Source organism: Pseudoalteromonas sp. APC 3694 (assembly GCF_030407565.1).
In the GTDB taxonomy this organism is placed as follows: domain Bacteria; phylum Pseudomonadota; class Gammaproteobacteria; order Enterobacterales; family Alteromonadaceae; genus Pseudoalteromonas; species Pseudoalteromonas tetraodonis.
The window spans coordinates 34,069-52,759 of the sequence record NZ_JASDDE010000026.1 but is presented as its reverse complement, the minus strand read 5'-3'; the positions used below and the strand labels follow the sequence as shown (position 1 = coordinate 52,759).

Here is an 18,691-nt window from a genome sequence, read left to right as displayed (position 1 = left end):
ATAGATTCATTCTTTATATAAAACTTACTCTATCACAGCGTCTTGGTATTTTTTTAGAGTCTGAGCGCAACTTAAAATCAGTACTAATTACGTATTTTTATAATTTTTATTTTAGCATTTATTCTAAGTGTTGTTTTATGGTGTTACTGATAACGGAACGGTAAAATGAATATGATGAATAAAATAACCAAATGCTTGGTAACCTTAGCGCTATTGAACTGTGTATCAGCGCCCGATTTTTCAGCTCAATATGAAATCGAAAAAGGTGAAAACTTGGCTAAGTTGGCACAATACAAAGACGTAGCCACCATTAAACGCAATTTCGCAAAAAAATAGCGCTTAATTACAGTGTATTAAACGCTGATCTTATACAAACGCTAAGCCAATATAAACTGGTTTTGAATGCGGATCAGCTACCGTCTTTAGGTATGCACACACAACAAAATACTCGTTTAGCAAACAACGCGTTACAACAACTGAAAGGTTTACCACTTAACCCAAGACTAAACTAAGTCAAACCCATTCGCTTAATAATTATTGCGGATGGTATCACTCCCCCATACTTCAACAGCCACCCATTAGCGCTTTAACGTTAACGGGTGGCTTTATCTTAAAGTCATTTTTTGAAAACACGCGTTATATTTAATACCAATCTGCTTGGATATGGGATCTATTTTAACGATAAGAAAATTGCTCTATAACTAGGCAAAATTTTTGATATCTAGTTGTTCTAAATGAAAAATTTTTAACAACGTTATAGGGTGATTTAATTCGTTAAATTGTTCAAATATTTATGCAGGTTGGTATATTACCCTAACCTTGCGCCACTGATTTACGAAAGCGCATTAATGCAACAGTAAAAAACACACTGCCAATAACTGTTAATGCTAAAAAGTAAGGCCAAACTACATCCCACCCTGCTCCTCGGTATAAAATAGCTTGAGCAAATTTGACAAAATGCGTTGTTGGCGCCAATAACATTATATTTTGTACCACCTCAGGCATACTTTCTCGCGGCGTAACACCGCCAGAGAGCATTTGTAATGGTAATAAAATTAAAATCATCAGTAACCCGAGTTGCGGCATGGTGCGCGCCTGTGTGCCTAACAATATACCCAGCGATGTGGTCGCAAATAAATGAATAGCAACGCCAAATAAAAATAAGCCTGGCGAGCCATGAATAGGCACTTGTAACAAACCTTCGATCACAATAAATAATGAAAACGCAGTTAGTAATAAAATCACTACCCCATTGGCCCAAATTTTCGCCATCACTATTTCAAATGGGCTTAATGGCATCACTAATAAATGCTCTAATGTGCCGTGTTCGCGTTCACGGATCACCGCGGCGCCAGTTAAAATAATCGAAATCATTGTGATCACGTTCATCAATTCCATCACGCTACCAAACCATACACTTGTCATGTTTGGATTAAACATAATGTGCGCCGATTGCTTTATTGGCAGTGAATAAACGGTTCGATAACCTTGCACAAACTCATTTACTTCGCCGTTAATAATGGTTTGAATATAGTTATCACCAATAAATGCTTGCGACATGCGCGTAGCATCTATATTTACTTGAATTGTAGGTTGCTTAGCTGCAAGTACATCACGCTCAAAATAAGGCGGGATATTAAGCACAAAAGTATAGCGGCCATTATCCATAGCTGAGTCAACATCGCTTAATGAAATACTGTCTGGCGTTTTAAAGTAAGGCTCATAAAAGGCATTAATAATACGCTTAGATAATTGCGATTGGTCGTGATCAACAACTGCAATCGGCGCATTATTTAACTCTATCGACGTGGCTGAAGCCACCACATAAATCAACCCAGTAAAAGCAAAAAAAACAAATAGCAGTAAAACCTTATCACGCCATAAACTACGCAACTCTTTAATACCTAAATTAACAATATTTCCGTGACGTTGCATGGCTATTTGTCCTGCTTTGGAAGTAAAAATACACTGGCCAGAGTCAGCACAGGTATAAAAGCGAATAAAGGCAGTAGCTGGGCTGATAAATCAGAAAAATTAAGCGCTTTATTAAAGACTCCTCGACACGCCTCTAAAAAGTAGGTGGTCGGAAACAGTTTACCAATAATAGCGCCAAACCCTTCTAAGGAAGAAACAGGGTCAATTAGCCCACAAAAGTTAACGGCAATCATCAACACAACCACCGTAGTGGCTGCCAATGCTGAAATTTGTGTTTTTGTAAAAGCCGAAATTAACAGCCCAACTCCGGTAGTCGCTGTAACGTATAATAATGCAGCCAAACTAAGCGCCCAAAAGCTGCCTTTTAGCGCCACACCAAACACAGTAATAGCAAGTGCGACTAAGCCAAAAAAGCTGATCATACTCACTAAAATGTAAGGCAGCTGTTTGCCAATAATAAATTCCAGCCGGTTAACCGGTGTTACATATAAGTTTATGATTGAACCCAACTCTTTTTCCCGCACTACGCCAAGCGCCATCAATATCGCAGGAATAAATACCAATAGCAGTGGAATAACCGCCGGCACCATGGCCTCAATGCTTTTAAAATCTTGGTTATAACGATAGCGAGATTCAATATTAGCTGGCACTAAGTTTGGTACTTGTGCATAAGTGCGCAAAGATAAGTTGGTTAAATAGCTGTAATACAAGCCGCTCATATAACCATTAATCGTTTCTGCCCTAAACGGCATAGAACCATCAATCCACACTACAATTTCAGGTTTACGGCCACGTTTAAATTGCTGAGCAAAGTTAGGTGGAATTTCAACGGCCACGCTTAACTCACCACTTCGCATTCGTTTATCAAGTTCTTGCGGGCTTTTAATATCTGCTCTTTGAATAAAGTAACGTGAACCTGCCATATTTTGAATGTAGTTGCGGCTCTCGGGCGATTGGTCTTGATCTAGTACCGCAAAGCTTAAATCTTCAACATCAAATGTAATGCCGTAACCTAAAATAAACAGTAAAATTATCGAGCCCAGCAAAGCAAACGTTAGGCGAATAGGATCGCGCCATAACTCTAGCGTTTCGCGATGCGCATAACCAAATAACCGCAACAAACTAAATGCGGGGTTAATGTTATTTTTACAAGTAGCGGGCGCTGAATCCAATGCTTTGGTTTTATCCGTTATCGATGCTTGTATCACCGAGCTTGCTCCGGCTGCATTTACCGCCTCTTCTAAATATTCAATAAAGGCAGCTTCTAGTGTGTCGGTATTACGCGCTTGGCACAGTGCAGCTGGCGTATCGCTGGCAAGTATTTTACCTGCATGCATTAACGAAATTCTATCGCAACGTGCCGCTTCATCCATAAAGTGAGTCGAAATAAAAATAGTCACGCCTTGTTCGCGCGAAAGCTCAATGAGTAGCTGCCAAAAGTCATCCCTCGCAACGGGGTCTACCCCCGATGTGGGCTCATCAAGTATGAGCATTTCAGGGCTATGTACTACCGCAACAGCAAGCGATAAACGCTGGCGAATACCTAGGGGCAAATCGGTAGGAAAATCGTCACTGTATTTTTTAAGGTTAAACCGAGTAATTAAATCTTTAACGCGCGGCTCTATTTTCTCTGCGGGTAAGTGAAATAAACGTGCATGCAATACCAAGTTTTGCTTCACTGTAAGCTCGTTATAAAGCGAAAATGCTTGTGACATAAAACCAACGCGTTTGCGGCTTTCGATGTTATTGGCATCGACCTTTTCACCAAACAATTTTGCTTCGCCGCTGGTTGCCGGTTGTAACCCCGTAAGCATTTTCATTGTGGTGGTTTTTCCACAGCCATTTGAGCCTAAAAAGCCAAAAATTTCACCTTGTTCAATACTCAAGCTCACCTTGTTAACGGCGGTAAAATCACCAAATGTTTTACATAATCCATTTGCTTCTATAGCGAACTGGGTTGTGTTTATGTCTTGTTTACGAGGTGGCACAACTAACCGCTGATGATCATGGCGTTTTTCTTCAGGAAGTAATGCTATAAACGCCTCATCAAGCGATTCTTTATTCGTTTGCGCTTTTAGGTTTTGTGGGCTGCCCGTACCGATTACTTTTCCATCATCCATAGCGACTAGCCAATCAAAATCATCGGCTTCTTCCATGTAGGCGGTCGCAACCAGTACGCTCATTTGTGTATTTTCAGCGCGAATACTGTTTATTAATTGCCAAAATTGACGACGCGATAACGGATCAACCCCGGTTGTTGGCTCATCTAAAATTAATAATTGAGGGTCATGGATCAGTGCGCAGCACAAACCAAGTTTTTGTTTCATCCCGCCAGAGAGCTTTTCTGCGGGGCGATCGGCAAATGCCTCTAAGCCTGTACTTTTTAAAAGGTTATTAATTCGTTGTTTTCGCTCGGCTTTATTTTGAGAAAATAGACGACCAAAAAAATCTATATTTTCAAACACAGAAAGTGTTGGATACACATTTTTGCCAAGTCCTTGAGGCATGTAAGCAATGCGTGGCGACACCGTATTACGAAAACCACTGCTGCGCATATTGCCGTTTAATACCTCAACCTCCCCCTCTTGAATCGCCCTTGCCCCTGCGATAAGTGCCAACAAGCTTGATTTTCCTACGCCATCAGGGCCTATAAACCCGACCATTTTCCCGGCAGGTAATGAAATACTAATGTTGTCAAGCACGCGATTATTAGCATAGCGATGGCTCACCTTAGTAAGCCTAACCACACTTTCACTTGATGGCTGTTGAATGTTTTTATCGTCGTTATCCATTATTCAGGCACTCGTACCTGTAATGACGTAGGCCAATTTTTTTCAGGCGCTAACAACACATAAGCAAGCCCTGGCACCCCTGTTTTTACTTGTTTTATATGATCTTTTAATAACTGCGAGTCGAGCTTTACCTTAACTCTAAACATCAGTTTATCGCGCTCGTTTCGGGTTTCTACCGATTTAGGGGTAAATTGCGCCTGTGCAGATACAAACGTCACTTTAGCCGGTAATGTATACTCGGCAATAGCATCAATAACAATGCGCGCTTGTGAGCCTATTGTTACCTTGCCCGCTTGCGCTGTTGGTAAATATATACTCATATAAACATCGGTTAAATCCAATAACGATAAAACCTTACCACCACTGCCAAGCACTTCGCCAGGTTCAGCTAATCGATACAATATGCGTCCATTGATTGGTGCTGTGAGCGTGCTGTCGGCTATGTTGCTTTGTAATCGCTCAATACGTGCCTGCGCTGCTTCTATTTCAGCATCCGACTGCACAACTTTTACGTTTGCCGCGGTTAAAGCAGCTTGCGCAATAGCAGAGGTGGTTCGTTGTTGATCAACCACTTCTTTTGAAATATGGCCTTTTTCCAATAATTTTGCAGAGCGGCGCAATTCAGTTTGTGCAAAATTAAGCTCACTTTTATGCTGCTCTACAATCGCTAATGCGTATTTACGAGACTCATTAGCAACACGAAGCCCCGCCTCAGCTTCACGTAACTGTGCATTTAAATCATCAGTGTCAATAACCGCTAACGTTTGACCCGCTTTGACCATATCGCCTTCTTGCACCATAACGTCAACTAAGCGGCCCGGTAATTTTGTAACAATATCGTACTCAGTCGCTTCAATTCGCCCATTTCCATAGGCAACACTGTCAGGAAGTTGTTCAGCAAATGATGTAGGCTGCAAGGTTTGCCAAGCATACCAGCCAGCCCCCCCCACAATGACCAAAACAGCGAGCTTACTCAAAGATTTGAACGTTGATTTAATTGTCATGTGCTAAAACTCCATGTATGTATAAAGTAATGTAAGTGAGGGTAGTCAAGGTAAAAATTTTTATGATACAGCACGCTATTTGTTATATTAAAGCAACCCTGCCTTGAAAGTACAACATGGGTAGTTGTAATAAGCAATTTAAACGAACTTAAAAATCCAGCGTCACTAATCTACCATCCTCACCGCTAATAAAGATGATGTGGATCAATATAAATTAGAGTTAATGCACTATTTATTAGTGATTTTTTAAAACAGCAGGATAAAAGAAAGGGATAACATCAAGGCACCTACTGAGCGCCTTAATATTAATTATGTCAGCGGCAGATTAGCTTGTAATTTTTAGTAACAAAACCCGTTACGACCTTAATGCTAAGCTAATCAATACCACGCCATGATCGGTGCTTAAATCATCACGCTCAAATTCAGGGTTAATTAAATGACGATCGTAAGTATGGTACTGGCTCACTTCAAAAAAGCTGTCGTCGTAACTTGAGTCAAACTCGCAAGATAGCAAAATGTAGTCAAGCACTGAGCTGCTCGCGCCAATATAATGGGTAGGCTTTCGCTTTAAATCTACTGTATTTTCATTATTTTGATTAGCCGAATTTAATTGCGACCTTGTAAATAACTGCCATGCGTCGTTAAGGCAATATTTTGCAAGGTAAGTTTTACTGTCAAACGTCGGGGCAAAACGCAGCGTATTAGTTAACAAATGGCTTAATACACCATCGGCTAAGTTGTTATTAAAATCGCCCATTAAAACCATTGGGTTTTGTGCAGATTCGCGGCGTGCAATGATGTCTATCATCAGCAATGTAGCCTCACTGCCGCGCTGAATTGTTGAGCCCCAACTCCCTGCTATATCGGCTTTTAATAGCTCGATAATGTTTTTTTCGGGTGTTAGATCTTGGTTTTGCTCATCGAGCTCTATCATTGAGCGCTTAGACTTAAAATGCACCACATAGCAATCGGTATTGGCGATATGCGGTAAGGTTATTGTAGCTCTAAGCACCTTTCGGCTAAATGTAAAATCCTCAGTTAAGCCAAGGGTTTTAGCAAGCTCATGGTCATGCTCAACACTCGCCACTTCAACGATGGGATATTTAGCAGCAAGCGCTACTACAGGGCGTTTGTAAATAAAGTCGTCGATTACCTGGGGCTCATCTACCACGGCAAAGTACGCATAACCTTGCTCTTTAACTAATTCTTTAAGCGACTTAATACTAAATACTTCTTGAAAGCCAATCACATCAGGCTGATGCTCGGTTAAGTAATTTACAAGCCAACGCTGCTTTTTAGCCCACTGCTCTGCGGTGTATATGCGTTCAAATTCATAATAGGCATTAGGCGGCTCGAGGTAATTAAACAAATTAAAAGTAGCAATTTTAAGGCTCGTATCAGTAATAACCGAATCGTCTGCTGTGGTGTTTAACGATGTTTTAGTGTGTGATTCAAGGTTGCTGATAAGGCTGCCCTACTTAAAATATTAAAAACGATCATAGCGGGTTATCGCTATAGTAATCTAAGCGGTGAAAATTTTTCAATATCAAATTCATAGTGTTAATTTACACTAACTTATCATTTTTTAAGGCACACGGTCATTATGGATTACTCAAACTTCGGCACTAAATTTACTCAACCTAATGGTATTACTCAGTTAATTGAAGATTTAGGCGATGCTAAAAACAGTAACAATCCAAATATTGTTATGCTCGGTGGTGGTAATCCGGCCTTAGTGCCTGAGGTTAATAATTTTTTATCAATGAGTTACAAAAGTTTGTTGTGAATAATACACTTTCCAACGTACTTAGACTTTACGATGGCCCTGCGGGTAATGGCAGCCAAGCCAATTTTTTTGTTATTCAATCTGTTAGCTGGCAGTATGCCTGATGGAAGCCATAAAAAGGTTTTATTTCCGCTGGCACCTGATATGTAAGCTATGCAGATCAAGGCTTAACAGACGATATGTTTGTAGCAATAAAGCCCGATATCGAAATTTTAAATACTGAAAGTGGCTCAAACCAATTTAAATATATCATTAAATTTAAAGCTGTTGAGCAAGTATTAGCAAGCGACAGCAGCATTAGCGTACTATGTGTCTTGCCCTACTAACCCTACAGGCTATGTTATTACTGATGAAGAAGTACAGCATCTCGATTTATTAGCTAACCTGAGCTGCACATAAGAAATGGAACTAAATGCCCTTGCGGTGATCAGATCTTTCGACCAAGAAACATAAGATTACCGAGGCAAGGGCATGAATAACTTAGATGCAATTTACGTAGATGTCGATGATTTTTGTTTATTGTTTGAACCTCAGTGGCTTAAACACCTAATAGAATCAGGTGAAAAGCAACGCATTAAGCCACCTCGACTATCCTCTAGCGAAGTGATAACTATATTAATTGCCTTTCATCAATCAGGTGTGTGTCACAACATGCGTATTCCTCGCAACCACGTTTTCACGGGAGAAGCCAAACGAGGCAAAGGATCAATGGGCTGATTTTATGGCTTTAAACTTCACCTCATCATAATGATGAAGTGGGTTTATTAGCTGTAAAAGTGACAGCTGGGAATGTTGATGATAGACAGCCGGTATTACTGTTATTTATTGATTGTATTAATTTTGTGCAAACGCGCCACACCCCCTTTAAATTTATATATAAGTTGGTATCCTACGCGACCTTTTTTAACATATGGTTATCAAAAAAGGCAAAGCCAAGGGGCGGCTAATGCTGCAAGGCACTTAGTATAAGTGGCAGCAATATTACAGGCATCACGTTAAACAAACGTTAGGTGTAACTTTAAATAGCAATATAAAAAGCACTATTAAGGTCAATTATGCGATTAGGACCAGGACTACTCGTCACCGCTGCCTTCATTGGACCAGGGACTATTACCACCGCGAGCGTAGCGGGTGCAAACTTTGGTTTTGCACTAATATGGACATTACTATTTTCAGTAATTGCCACCATATTATTACAATCTATGGCGGCGCGCCTAGGCGTAGCCACTGGGCAAGACTTAGCACAAGCACTAAGAGCCCATATTGAAACTCCCCTATTTAAATCTCTCGCTATATTTTTAGTGATCAGCGCCATTGGTGTTGGCAGTGCCGCCTACGAGGCTGGTAATTTAAGCGGTGCCAGCATGGGATTAATTGAAATATTCCCTCAGGTAAATGCCCAACTTTGGACGCCACTGATTGCCTTTTTAAGTGCCATACTACTTTATAGCGGTAAACACAAAGTTGTTGAAAATGCGCTTATTTTACTAGTGATTTTAATGAGCCTAGTGTTTATCTCTACGCTTATTATGGCGGCTCCCTCGCTCAGTGACGTATTAGCTGGTTTTATTCCTAGCATGCCTGAGGGCTCAGTCACCACAGTATTAGCATTGGTAGGTACGACCATAGTGCCATACAACTTATTTTTACACTCAGGGGTACTGGCTGCTCGCCATGACAGCGAGAGTGACAAACAAAAAGTAATTAAAGAAACCAATATAGATACGGGCGTGTCCATCACCCTAGGTGGTGTGATCACCTTAGCTATTTTATCAACCGCATCAGTGGCATTTTATGGCACCGATGCAGGGCAAATTAGCGCTGCCAATATGGCGGTGCAGCTTGAGCCATTACTTGGCGATGCCGCCCATTACTTTTTTGCTATTGGTTTATTTGCCGCAGGTTTAACCAGCGCAATAACTGCTCCTCTTGCCGGCGCTTATGCCGTATGTGGCATGTTAGGTTGGTCAAATAAAATGGATAACGTTCGCTTTAAAAGCGTTGCCATTGTTATTTTATTATTTGGTGCGGCGGTGGCTTCTCTGGGTTTAGACCCTGTCTCGGTGATAATTTTTGCCCAAGCCGCTAACGGTTTACTGTTGCCAATTGTAACTGCCTACCTTGTTTGGCTAGTTAATCAAAGCTCTGTAATGGGTAAATACACTAACTCAGTGTTGGTAAACCTATTTACTTTACCAGTGTTAGTGCTTATTTTTGGCCTAAGTAGTTACAAGCTGTTTAGTTTGATTTTTTGATATCAAGACGCAATTTATACACACAAAAGCCGCTATATTAATAGCGGCTTTTTACATTGCAGACCAATACTGACTTAAAAGCCGCGATGCGCTGCCTTGTGCTTATTTTCCTTAATGAATTTTGCAAATACATAACCCCCTACTGCACCTGCACATAATTGCGCATAAAAACCCCAACCTCTTGCGCCTGCAATAATAGTAATATTCATAATAGATTCAATCGCAATTAACGCCGTTGCAAACGCCACCACACCAGCAATAACAAATAGTTGTGTACCTTGCTTGTTCATTTTTTTAGCAATAAACCAAGTAACCAAAAACGCGATAGCAAGTGCAACCGCAATATTAGCGCCATAGGTCGGTAGCAAGCCGAGCCAATCTTCAAGGGTTAAGTTAACACGATCATTAAAGCCCACTACAACACCTACATTAACTAATTGATTGACAACGTATTGACTATGAAACAAGCTAGCAAGAGTGAATGTTAGTAACCAAGAAACTAAAAATGACGGGAGTATACGTGTTAAAAACTGCATGGTTATCTCAACTTAAAATAAAACTTTTTCCTTACACTAGCAAAGGCTTGCAGGGTAAACAATCTCTATATTGTATTACGCTACTGTCACTTTTAGCGTTTTCTTGTCACGCCAGTGCCGAGTTACCAACACAGCAATATACTGCTAGTACTTTAGCAACAGGGCTCAATTCACCGTGGAGCATGGTTAAACTCCCAAACAATACCTGGTTAATCACCGAGCGTGATGGCCATGTTGTTATCATTAAAAACAACCAACAAACCCGAGTTAAAATAAACTTCGAGGGCTTATACGTTGCAGGGCAAGGTGGTTTACTTGATGTAGTGCTTTCGCCAAATTACAGTGAATCACAAGAAATTATATTCACTTACGCCCAAGGTGAGCTTGATGCAAACAGGCTAGTAATAGCCAAAGCCACGTTTGATGGTGCGCAATTTTCAACGCCAAAAATTATTTATAAAGTAGTCACCGATAAAGGCACACCGCAGCATTATTCTGGCCGCGCGCTTGTGCTGCCTGATAACACCTTATTATTTTCAAGTGGCGATGGCTTTGACTACCGTGAGCAAGCACAGGTTATTACCAGTCAACTTGGCAAAACATTACGCATAAACTTAAACGGCACAATACCAAGCAATAACCCGTTTATTAGCCACAAAAACGCTAACGCGCATGCCATTTATTCACTCGGGCACCGTAACTTGCAAGGCTTGGTTTATGATTACGATACCAAGCAAATTATTAGTCACGAACACGGCCCTGCAGGCGGTGACGAGCTTAACTATTTAACGGCTGGCACCAATTACGGCTGGCCAGTAATCACCAACGGTGACGATTATTCACAAGCACGTATTTCCCCCTTTAGAGACTACCCCGGAATGGCTCAACCAACCGTAGATTGGACGCCCTCAATCGCCCCATCAGGCATGGCATATTATGGCGCTAACCATGCAGCCTTCCCTTCACTGCAACGTCACGTGCTTATTACTACATTGGTCGATAAAAAGCTCTACAGTGTAAATTTAGCGAATGGTGAGTTCACCCAATCGCACATATTTCCAGAAGCAATAGGACGATTAAGGGATGTGTATGTGACCACGCAAGGTAATGTTGCAATATTAACCGATGGGAAAGATGCTGAGCTGATGTTGTTTAAAGCAAATTAGCTCACAAAGAGGATTATAGGCGCTTCACTTTAAGAGGAATATAATGGGTTATATTAAGACGGTTTAGGCATTTGCAATTTAATGTCTGAACCCTTTAACTCTATACGAATGTTACCGACGCACTAGCAGTTTAAAATTTTTGACTACCTTACGACCGAAAATCTGTAACCAAAATACTATACCTAAAGCAAATGCTGGAATCATGAAGAATTTACTAATAGCGATTGATAAAAGCATTAATGTGAACAAAATACTGACTTTTACAAAATGCTTTTTCCGATTGCTAAAATTATGAGTATATTTTTCAACTTCGGTTAATTTTGAAACAAGCACTGGTATCAATACAATTAATAGAAATGGTGTAAGGAATATAATTGCTAGTCCAATGTACATACATACTTCTCAATTCGTATAGACATAATGACTCCCACACGGTGTTAGCCTCCGCTTTTCGTGGGTTAGCTTAATTCAAAGCCAGAGCCATAATTAGTTTGTCAAATAACTAAACAGCAGAGGCTAACATGAATAAACATAGCATACTTTTTATCGGTCTTGATACACATAAAGAATTCAATGAAGTCGCCTATATTGACGAACATAGAGGCGCTCAACCTGTTCACCTAGGTCGATTTTCTTCTTCCAAAATGGCCGTTCAAAAGCTTGTCCGTCAGTTTGAATCTAAATACCCTGGCGCAACGCTACACTTTGTTTATGAAGCAGGCCCTTGTGGTTATTGGATTTACAGATTAATCACAAGCCTTGGCCATTGCTGTTATGTGGTTGCCCCGTCTCTTATTCCTAAAAAACCTGGTGAAAAAATTAAAACCGATAAACGTGATGCCCTTAAGCTCGCTAAATTACTTAAATCTGAAGATTTAACACCTATCTATGTTCCCGAGCCTGAAGATGAAGCCGTACGCGATTTATCTCGCGCACGCGAAGTAGCCATGAAAGATTTAAAAGATGCTAAATATCAATTAAAAGCACTGCTGCTTCGTAATAATATTAATTACAAAGGCACTGCAAATTGGTCACAAAAACATTTACGTTGGCTCACTGAGCTTGTGCTTCCACACCCAGCACAGCACATCGTTTTACAAGAGTTTTTACAAACAATTACCGAGCGAATAAGCCGACTTGAACGATTAGATAATGAACTTACACATCACGTCCATCAATGGCGTTATTATCCCGTTGTTAAAGCAATACAAGCAATGCGAGGTGTTCGTTTGTTGGTCGCCACCGGTGTTGTTGCTGAGCTTGGCGATTTAACGCGCTTCGATCATCCCCGTAAATTAATGAGTTATCTTGGTCTTGTACCCAGTGAACACTCGAGTGGTGGCAAACGCCATATTGGCGCTATCACAAAATGCGGAAATGGCCGAGCAAGACGCCTCCTTGTTGAAGGCGCGCACACTTATCGATATGCAGCAAATATATCGACAGATATGCAAAAACGACAAGAAGGTTTACCAAAGGACATTATTGATATTGCGTGGAAAGCACAACTTAGGCTCTGCAAGCGCTATAAAAAAATGATAGCCAAAGGGAAACACTACAACCTGGTTGTCACCGCAATTGCCCGAGAAATGATTGCGTACATATGGGTCATTGCTAAAGAAGTGGTGCTTACGCCAGTGAATACAAAACTTAGATTGGCAAGAGTACCCGCATGATAAACGAATTAGAGTTAATGCATGGGATCAAGCATCGGGTGTGGCACAACCACCGACGGCGTTAGGATGGCAATGCAGCTAACGCTGCGTTGAACCACGAACATAGACTGAAGACAGGTGCCACGACGGAATAAGTAAGGTCTGCTCTGTTACTAGAAATAGTAATAACCAACGAATATCAGCAAGATAACCGACGAACTTACTTGCTTCATCCTATGTATTAACTCGCTCTAATTCGAGCTGAAGTAATTATGGCTTAAAAAGTTAAGCAAGGATCAGTGCGTTTAACTTGACAGTGGGAGTCATACCAACGCCCAATTAAGGTGTTAGCAACGCTACCACGAAACGAAACCATTATACCTTAAACACAAAACCCAACGATGGAATGAAAAATGCCAAGCGTTGGGAATCACTCTTAAATTGTTTGTTAGATGCCAGATCGCTGAACCTGATTTAGTAGTGGTAACGACACGAAATTATCGTTATCGCTTGATCATCGACTGCGTAAACAAGCCTATTAGTGTCATCAATACGACGAGACCAAAAACCAGATAAGTTCTCTTTTAACGGCTCTGGTTTACCTATGCCCTCAAATGGAGAGCGCTTAACATCATTGATAAGTTTGTTAATGCGCTTGAGTGTTTTCTTGTCTTGAGTTTGCCAATACAGGTAGTCATCCCAAGCGTCATCAGTCCACGACAGTAAACGTTGACTACTACTCATCAATTAATTCTCGTGCTGTTGTTTTACCAGCACGGTACTGTGCTATTGAACGGTTTAGGTGTTCAGCGTTTTGAGGAGAGCGTAGTAAGTGAACTGTCTCCATAAGGCTATTGTAGTAGTCTAAAGACATAACCACAGCATCTTCAGAATCGCGGCGTGTAATAACTGTTGTATCAGCGTCATTAACTACACCGTCCAAAACAGCTTTGAGACCATTTCTAGCTTCAGTAAAAGATACGATTCTCATAAGAACCTCCACATGTACGTTTAATGGAACAAGTATAGTCTTCACCACTCAAGTTGTACAGTAAATTGAACATGCGATATTGATAAGACAGCTAACGCCTCACCTAAGCGGCGCAAAATGCTTGGCTATAATTAGCGACGAAGGAGCGCAAGCCAAACTTTTTGCGTCCACTGCTTTAGGTGTTCGTTAGCTGCTTGATTGTGAATGAACCTGATTTAGCAAGCACTCTTCTGCTTCATCTAATTTTTTTAATAATTTATCAGCAGCGGCACTTGCTTCTGTAGGTACATCTGGATTGGTTATATCAAATTTACTTTCACCAGCAATTCCAATTGAATAGCTAAGTAAGTCTTTAGTCTCTTTGCTTAAGACAGCACCATGCTTAGATAAGTATGAACTTAACGCAGTTTCAATTTTGTGAAAATTATGAGCGACTTCGTCACATGCCTCATTCCAGCACATATTAGGGTGAGAATAGGTGGGTAAAAAGCTTCTTTTGAGTGATACCAATTCGGATGCAGCTTCATATTCTTTCTCGAAAATAAATTCTGATTTCTTGAGTTTAACTTTATAACTTTCAGTATCTTGAGTAAGCTTATTTCTAAGCGATTCAAGCTCTCGATAATGCTCAGCTTTTTCTTTTTCCATGAGCCTATAAGCCCAAATTTTTCCAAGCCAACTTGAAAACCCGAATATGATTGCGGCTCCACCGCCAAGCGCACCTAAAGTCACTCCAGCTATTTCTAAAAGTTCTTTTAATTCCATGATATTATTACTTTAGTTTACGCATGTGTAAACATATCTCATCAAGCCATCCGTTTTTTCTGGCTGCATTATAGGCTCCGCCACTACCTTTAGCAAAAGCTGATCTTTTTTTGTACTTAATTGCTTCAGCTTCTATACGCTCTCTAGTCCAGTAAACCTCACGTTTTGCTGTAACCATATGTTTGCATATATTCTCAAGAATGCCTTGCCTTTGTGCCGCAGCATGGGCTTGCCTGCTACCTTTTTGGAATTCGTAACGAGTGTTATATTTTAAAGCCTCCACTTTACAAAGCTCTTCGGTCCATTTTAGCCGTGAGCCGCCTAGTCCACCAATCCTGCTTCTGTCGTTTAACAATCGGTAGCCTTCTTTTTCATATTTATTTGCAAAGTCAAGCTCAAGAATTGTCGCTTGTTCTACACTTACATAGTCAGTAAGGGGGATAAAATCCGTATCCTTTTCTTTCATAATTTCAGAGGCATTGGTACGGCTCCCTTTGAGGTGTTCTTCTTTTCGGCGTTTAAAGTTAGAAGTTAATCCGATGTATACAGTATTTAGCCTCTTATTTATTATTAAGTACAAACCTCTAAGGTATTCATTGCCAACAGGGAGCATGTGGGTGCAGATTTCATCTAGCCAGCCTTCCTTAACTGCAGTTTTATACGCTCCGTTACTTCCGGTGTTGAAATCAGTTCTGGTCTCATACTTTAAAGCTTCTTTCGCACAACGTTTTTTAGTCCAAAAACCTTTAGGTTTCTTTATTTCAATCATATGAGCACAAATTGAATCTAACCAACCGTTTTTGCGAGCTGCCGTATAAGCAGCTTCATTACTTTTTTGAAATTTAAGTCTTGTTTGATATTTAAGAGCTTCTTCTGAGCAGCGCTCTTTAGTCCAATAACCTCTTGGCTTTTGTAGAGCTTTCATGTGTTTGCAAATTTCATCCAACCAGCCCTTTTCCTTGGATACCCTATAAGCTCCTCTACACAATTTTTCAAACTCCGCCCGACTTTGATATTTAAGAGCTTCTACACCGCAGCGTTCTTTAGTCCAATAATCATTTGGCTTTTTTGGAACTTTCATGTGTTTGCAAATTTCATCCAACCAGCCCTTTTCCCTAGATACCTTAAAAGCTCCTCCGCACAATTTATTAAACTCCGCCCGACTTTGATATTTACGAGCTTCTACACCGCAGCGTTCTCTTGTCCAGTATCCTTGTGGCTTCCGTTGGATTTTCATATGTTGACAAACTTCATCCAGCCAACCATTTTTGCAAGCTGCACTATAAGCGGCTCCACATAATTTATTAAATTCTGTTCTAGTTTGGTATTTGATCGCCTCTTCGAAGCAACGGTTTTTGTCCCAGCCACCTCTAGAATTCATATGAGCACAAACATCTTCTAGCCAATCACGCTTTCGAGCAACATTATAGGCGGCTGAACACTCCCTTTTAAATTCGCTTCTTGATTTGAACTTAATAGCCGCTTCAGCACATTGTTCTTTTGTTTGGTAACTCCCCAACATTTTCCTTGTGCTCATATGACTACAAAGTTTATCTAGCCAACCATTTTTGTTTGCGGTGCTATAGGCTGAGTTACTCTTTTTCTGAAATTCAGTTCTAGTCTGATATTTGAGTGCTTCTTCTGAACAACGTTCTTTTGTCCAATAACCATTAGCCTTTTTCATCAGGACCATATGACCGCAAAGTTCATCTAGCCAACCATTCCTTTTCGCAGAAGCAAAAGCTGACCGACTCAATTTTTTAAACTCACTTCGAGTCCTGTATTTCAAAGCTTCGTCAGTGCAACGCTCTTTTGTCCAATATCCGTTAGGTCTTTTCTTACTAATCATTTTGGCATCTTACAAGGGCTTGAGAAATCAAATAGCTAACGCCACGCTCTGCGGAAATATAGGAGCCTTAGCGAATAAATTTTCCGTAGTAGCGCCTTGTTAGTTTCACAGCCCAAACACCACTTCAAACTTCTCTCCATTGTTTAACCTTTCCAATCCTGAGTACAAACTTTTAGTATGCATTGGTTCAACAGCTATTCTTGATGCTTGGTAGTATTTCACACTTGTATTTGGAAAGTCGCTTAGAAAAAAAATAGATTTAACTTTTGCTAGTTCTTCCTCTGTTATCTCTATATTTTCAAGTAAAAAAGGTCTGCGATAGTCAACTTTAATACCTGTTCCTTCAATAAACCAGGCTGGTAATTGCGTAAGCTCTACAAGAAGGTCAGTTCTGTACCTTACCTCTGCATGAACAAATTCATGCGCTATCACGTCTGTGTTGAGCCCCTTAGGGCCTAGAAATATGCATTCTCTAAAGAACCCTGATGCTTGCATGCCCGTTGGATTAAAGCCAAAACTGGAGTACTGGTCCCCAGTTGTAGCAATAATTCTTGGTGAAGATATAGGGTTACCATACACATTTGAAACTCTTTCGATTGCATCATTTATTGCTTCTATCAAGTTCGATTGTTGTGCTTCGTCAAGGCTGTCATCAACATAGAGATTTGTTGAAATCTGAGAAAAATGCGTCTGCCCGATCATTTCGCATGCTATCGCATCCTTTTTAAAGAAGATAAAAGACGCAAAAAGAAGCAATATAAAAACAGGTACAAGAATTTTAAATATTCGCACAAACTTTCCTTGTGAAACTAACGCCCTAATCAGCCGTGCCGCTGTTTGGCGTCGGATGAATTTGTTTGTTAGCCATACTGGCCTCGATTTTTACTTTTACACCTGACATATAGTCTTGGTTGAACCAAAGTAACCTATCTACTGGAAAGTGACTAAACGTTAATTCAATATCTGAGGTCCAGACCACTTTTAAATTCTCAGGCTTACCGTCCAATCCGAAGAATCCGTTATACTCTTTACCTGATTCTACATCTACGATGTTTACTCCAGTTTGCCAGTTAGTTGTTGCTCCACAATCTGAATAACCAAGCTTCGCAATTTTTTTACCATTCGGCGAAATAAATTCCGCGACGTCGGTATAAGAGCATAATGATGGGCCTTCAATTCCTAAAAGATCCATTCCGTATCCCAGGGCCTTAAATCCAAACCAAATAAAGAATAAAGCTGCACCAAGATTCCAGACTGATTTTTTAACCTTTGCAACAACGCTCATGCAGATCCTTATGTATGGCTAACGCCGCAGCCACGGGCAAAGGCCAGCGTCTTGCCGCGTTGTGGCCTTTGTCCCCGAGGAGCGTAGCGACGAGTTAGTGAGCTGCTTTGTTATGCTTTAGCTCTTAGTAGCGCTGCAATTGCCTTGCGTTGCCATCTCAAGTTTTGATACTTCCTGCTTACCTTCAGCAATGTTATTCAGTTCGAGACCCGCACCACCAACAAATACGCCCATTTTCAGATATTGCTCAATGAAGTACAGAGAGCCTGTCTCAGTGTTAATTGTGAGATCGTTAGGAGAGAACTCAGATTCAGTGGAAATTGTATGCTCTTTATTACCTTCCACCTCGTGATAGAAGAAAACTCCTTTAGCTGTCTCACCAATGCATTTGCCATCAACCCAAACATCCTTCTTAAGCGCAGCGCCTACCGGAGTATCTTTGCGGTAAATGTATATCCCAGCCATATCGGGGGAAGGCTCTTCAAACTTCTTAGCTTTGGATGAAACTGCAGTCGACTCCATTGGAACGCTGGCACAACCAGACATAACAGACACAAGTACAGCTACAGGTAAAAATAAACGTTTCATAAATTTCCTTATTAAAGTTAGAAATGACAAGATTTTTGTTTTAAAGCATAACGCCGCGTTAACCGCGCGAGCCGAAGGCGAGTC

Annotated in this window: 17 protein-coding genes and 1 pseudogene; 6 read left to right on the top strand and 12 right to left on the bottom strand. The window is 40.7% G+C overall.

Annotated features, from left to right (window positions below; all coding sequences use genetic code 11):
* Positions 1-165 precede the first annotated feature (165 nt).
* On the top strand, positions 166-336 hold the full coding sequence (locus QMA00_RS10720) for a hypothetical protein (RefSeq protein ID WP_290157171.1): 171 nt from the start codon (positions 166-168) through the stop codon (positions 334-336).
* A gap of 477 nt (positions 337-813) precedes the next feature.
* Here the strand turns inward: QMA00_RS10720 and QMA00_RS10715 are convergent, their stop codons facing one another.
* From QMA00_RS10715 to QMA00_RS10700, 4 genes are all read right to left on the bottom strand, one after another.
* Positions 814-1,935 (bottom strand): ABC transporter permease, encoded by a 1,122-nt coding sequence (locus tag QMA00_RS10715; protein WP_248474596.1) that lies wholly within the window; start codon positions 1,933-1,935, stop codon positions 814-816.
* 2 nt (positions 1,936-1,937) lie between these two features.
* Positions 1,938-4,727, bottom strand: a complete 2,790-nt coding sequence (gene rbbA / locus QMA00_RS10710; protein ID WP_290157170.1) for a ribosome-associated ATPase/putative transporter RbbA — start codon at positions 4,725-4,727, stop codon at positions 1,938-1,940.
* Positions 4,727-5,731 carry an HlyD family efflux transporter periplasmic adaptor subunit gene (locus QMA00_RS10705; protein ID WP_290157168.1) on the bottom strand — a complete coding sequence of 335 codons (1,005 nt, stop codon included), beginning with the start codon at positions 5,729-5,731 and terminating at the stop codon, positions 4,727-4,729. Before QMA00_RS10705 ends, rbbA begins: the two co-directional genes overlap by 1 nt.
* Positions 5,732-6,086: 355 nt before the next feature.
* Positions 6,087-7,100 (bottom strand): endonuclease/exonuclease/phosphatase family protein, encoded by a 1,014-nt coding sequence (locus QMA00_RS10700; RefSeq protein ID WP_290157166.1) that lies wholly within the window; start codon positions 7,098-7,100, stop codon positions 6,087-6,089.
* A 234-nt stretch (positions 7,101-7,334) separates the two neighbouring features.
* Here QMA00_RS10700 and avtA point away from each other — a divergent pair.
* The 3 genes and pseudogenes from avtA to QMA00_RS10685 form a co-directional block, all read left to right on the top strand.
* A pseudogene (gene avtA / locus QMA00_RS10695) lies at positions 7,335-7,898 on the top strand (valine--pyruvate transaminase); the annotation flags it as partial.
* A 90-nt stretch (positions 7,899-7,988) separates the two neighbouring features.
* Positions 7,989-8,234 (top strand): hypothetical protein, encoded by a 246-nt coding sequence (locus QMA00_RS10690; RefSeq protein ID WP_290157165.1) that lies wholly within the window; start codon positions 7,989-7,991, stop codon positions 8,232-8,234.
* Positions 8,235-8,572: 338 nt separating this feature from the next.
* The gene (locus QMA00_RS10685; protein WP_290157162.1) at positions 8,573-9,772 is read left to right on the top strand and encodes an Nramp family divalent metal transporter; all 1,200 of its coding nucleotides are present in this window, start codon (positions 8,573-8,575) and stop codon (positions 9,770-9,772) included.
* 74 nt (positions 9,773-9,846) lie between these two features.
* Here QMA00_RS10685 and QMA00_RS10680 read toward each other — a convergent pair whose 3' ends face one another.
* Entirely contained in the window at positions 9,847-10,308 is a 462-nt protein-coding gene (locus tag QMA00_RS10680; RefSeq protein WP_290157161.1) for a hypothetical protein, read from the bottom strand.
* Between QMA00_RS10680 and QMA00_RS10675 the strand changes: the two genes are divergently transcribed.
* Both QMA00_RS10675 and QMA00_RS10670 read left to right on the top strand, forming a co-directional pair.
* Positions 10,293-11,474 (top strand): PQQ-dependent sugar dehydrogenase, encoded by a 1,182-nt coding sequence (locus QMA00_RS10675; RefSeq protein ID WP_290157159.1) that lies wholly within the window; start codon positions 10,293-10,295, stop codon positions 11,472-11,474. The two genes, QMA00_RS10680 and QMA00_RS10675, sit on opposite strands and share 16 nt — an antisense overlap.
* Positions 11,475-11,995: 521 nt before the next feature.
* Entirely contained in the window at positions 11,996-13,150 is a 1,155-nt protein-coding gene (locus tag QMA00_RS10670) for an IS110 family transposase (RefSeq protein ID WP_290157157.1), read from the top strand.
* Positions 13,151-13,603: 453 nt separating this feature from the next.
* Here QMA00_RS10670 and QMA00_RS10665 read toward each other — a convergent pair whose 3' ends face one another.
* The 7 genes from QMA00_RS10665 to QMA00_RS10635 all read right to left on the bottom strand — a co-directional run bounded on the left by QMA00_RS10665 (position 13,604) and on the right by QMA00_RS10635 (position 18,607).
* Positions 13,604-13,873, bottom strand: a complete 270-nt coding sequence (locus QMA00_RS10665; RefSeq protein ID WP_005464459.1) for a Txe/YoeB family addiction module toxin — start codon at positions 13,871-13,873, stop codon at positions 13,604-13,606.
* Entirely contained in the window at positions 13,866-14,120 is a 255-nt protein-coding gene (locus QMA00_RS10660; protein WP_005526636.1) for a type II toxin-antitoxin system prevent-host-death family antitoxin, read from the bottom strand. Before QMA00_RS10660 ends, QMA00_RS10665 begins: the two co-directional genes overlap by 8 nt.
* 186 nt (positions 14,121-14,306) lie before the next feature.
* Positions 14,307-14,885, bottom strand: a complete 579-nt coding sequence (locus tag QMA00_RS10655; RefSeq protein ID WP_290157155.1) for a hypothetical protein — start codon at positions 14,883-14,885, stop codon at positions 14,307-14,309.
* Positions 14,886-14,892: 7 nt separating this feature from the next.
* Positions 14,893-16,734, bottom strand: coding sequence for a GIY-YIG nuclease family protein (locus tag QMA00_RS10650; RefSeq protein WP_290157152.1), 1,842 nt, complete (start codon positions 16,732-16,734; stop codon positions 14,893-14,895).
* Positions 16,735-16,839: 105 nt separating this feature from the next.
* Positions 16,840-17,526: a hypothetical protein gene (locus QMA00_RS10645; protein ID WP_036983925.1), complete on the bottom strand. Its 687-nt coding sequence runs from the start codon at positions 17,524-17,526 to the stop codon at positions 16,840-16,842.
* A 25-nt stretch (positions 17,527-17,551) separates the two neighbouring features.
* Positions 17,552-18,019, bottom strand: a complete 468-nt coding sequence (locus QMA00_RS10640) for a hypothetical protein (RefSeq protein ID WP_290157148.1) — start codon at positions 18,017-18,019, stop codon at positions 17,552-17,554.
* A gap of 117 nt (positions 18,020-18,136) precedes the next feature.
* Positions 18,137-18,607 (bottom strand): DUF2846 domain-containing protein, encoded by a 471-nt coding sequence (locus QMA00_RS10635; protein ID WP_290157147.1) that lies wholly within the window; start codon positions 18,605-18,607, stop codon positions 18,137-18,139.
* Between the last annotated feature and the right edge of the window lie 84 nt (positions 18,608-18,691).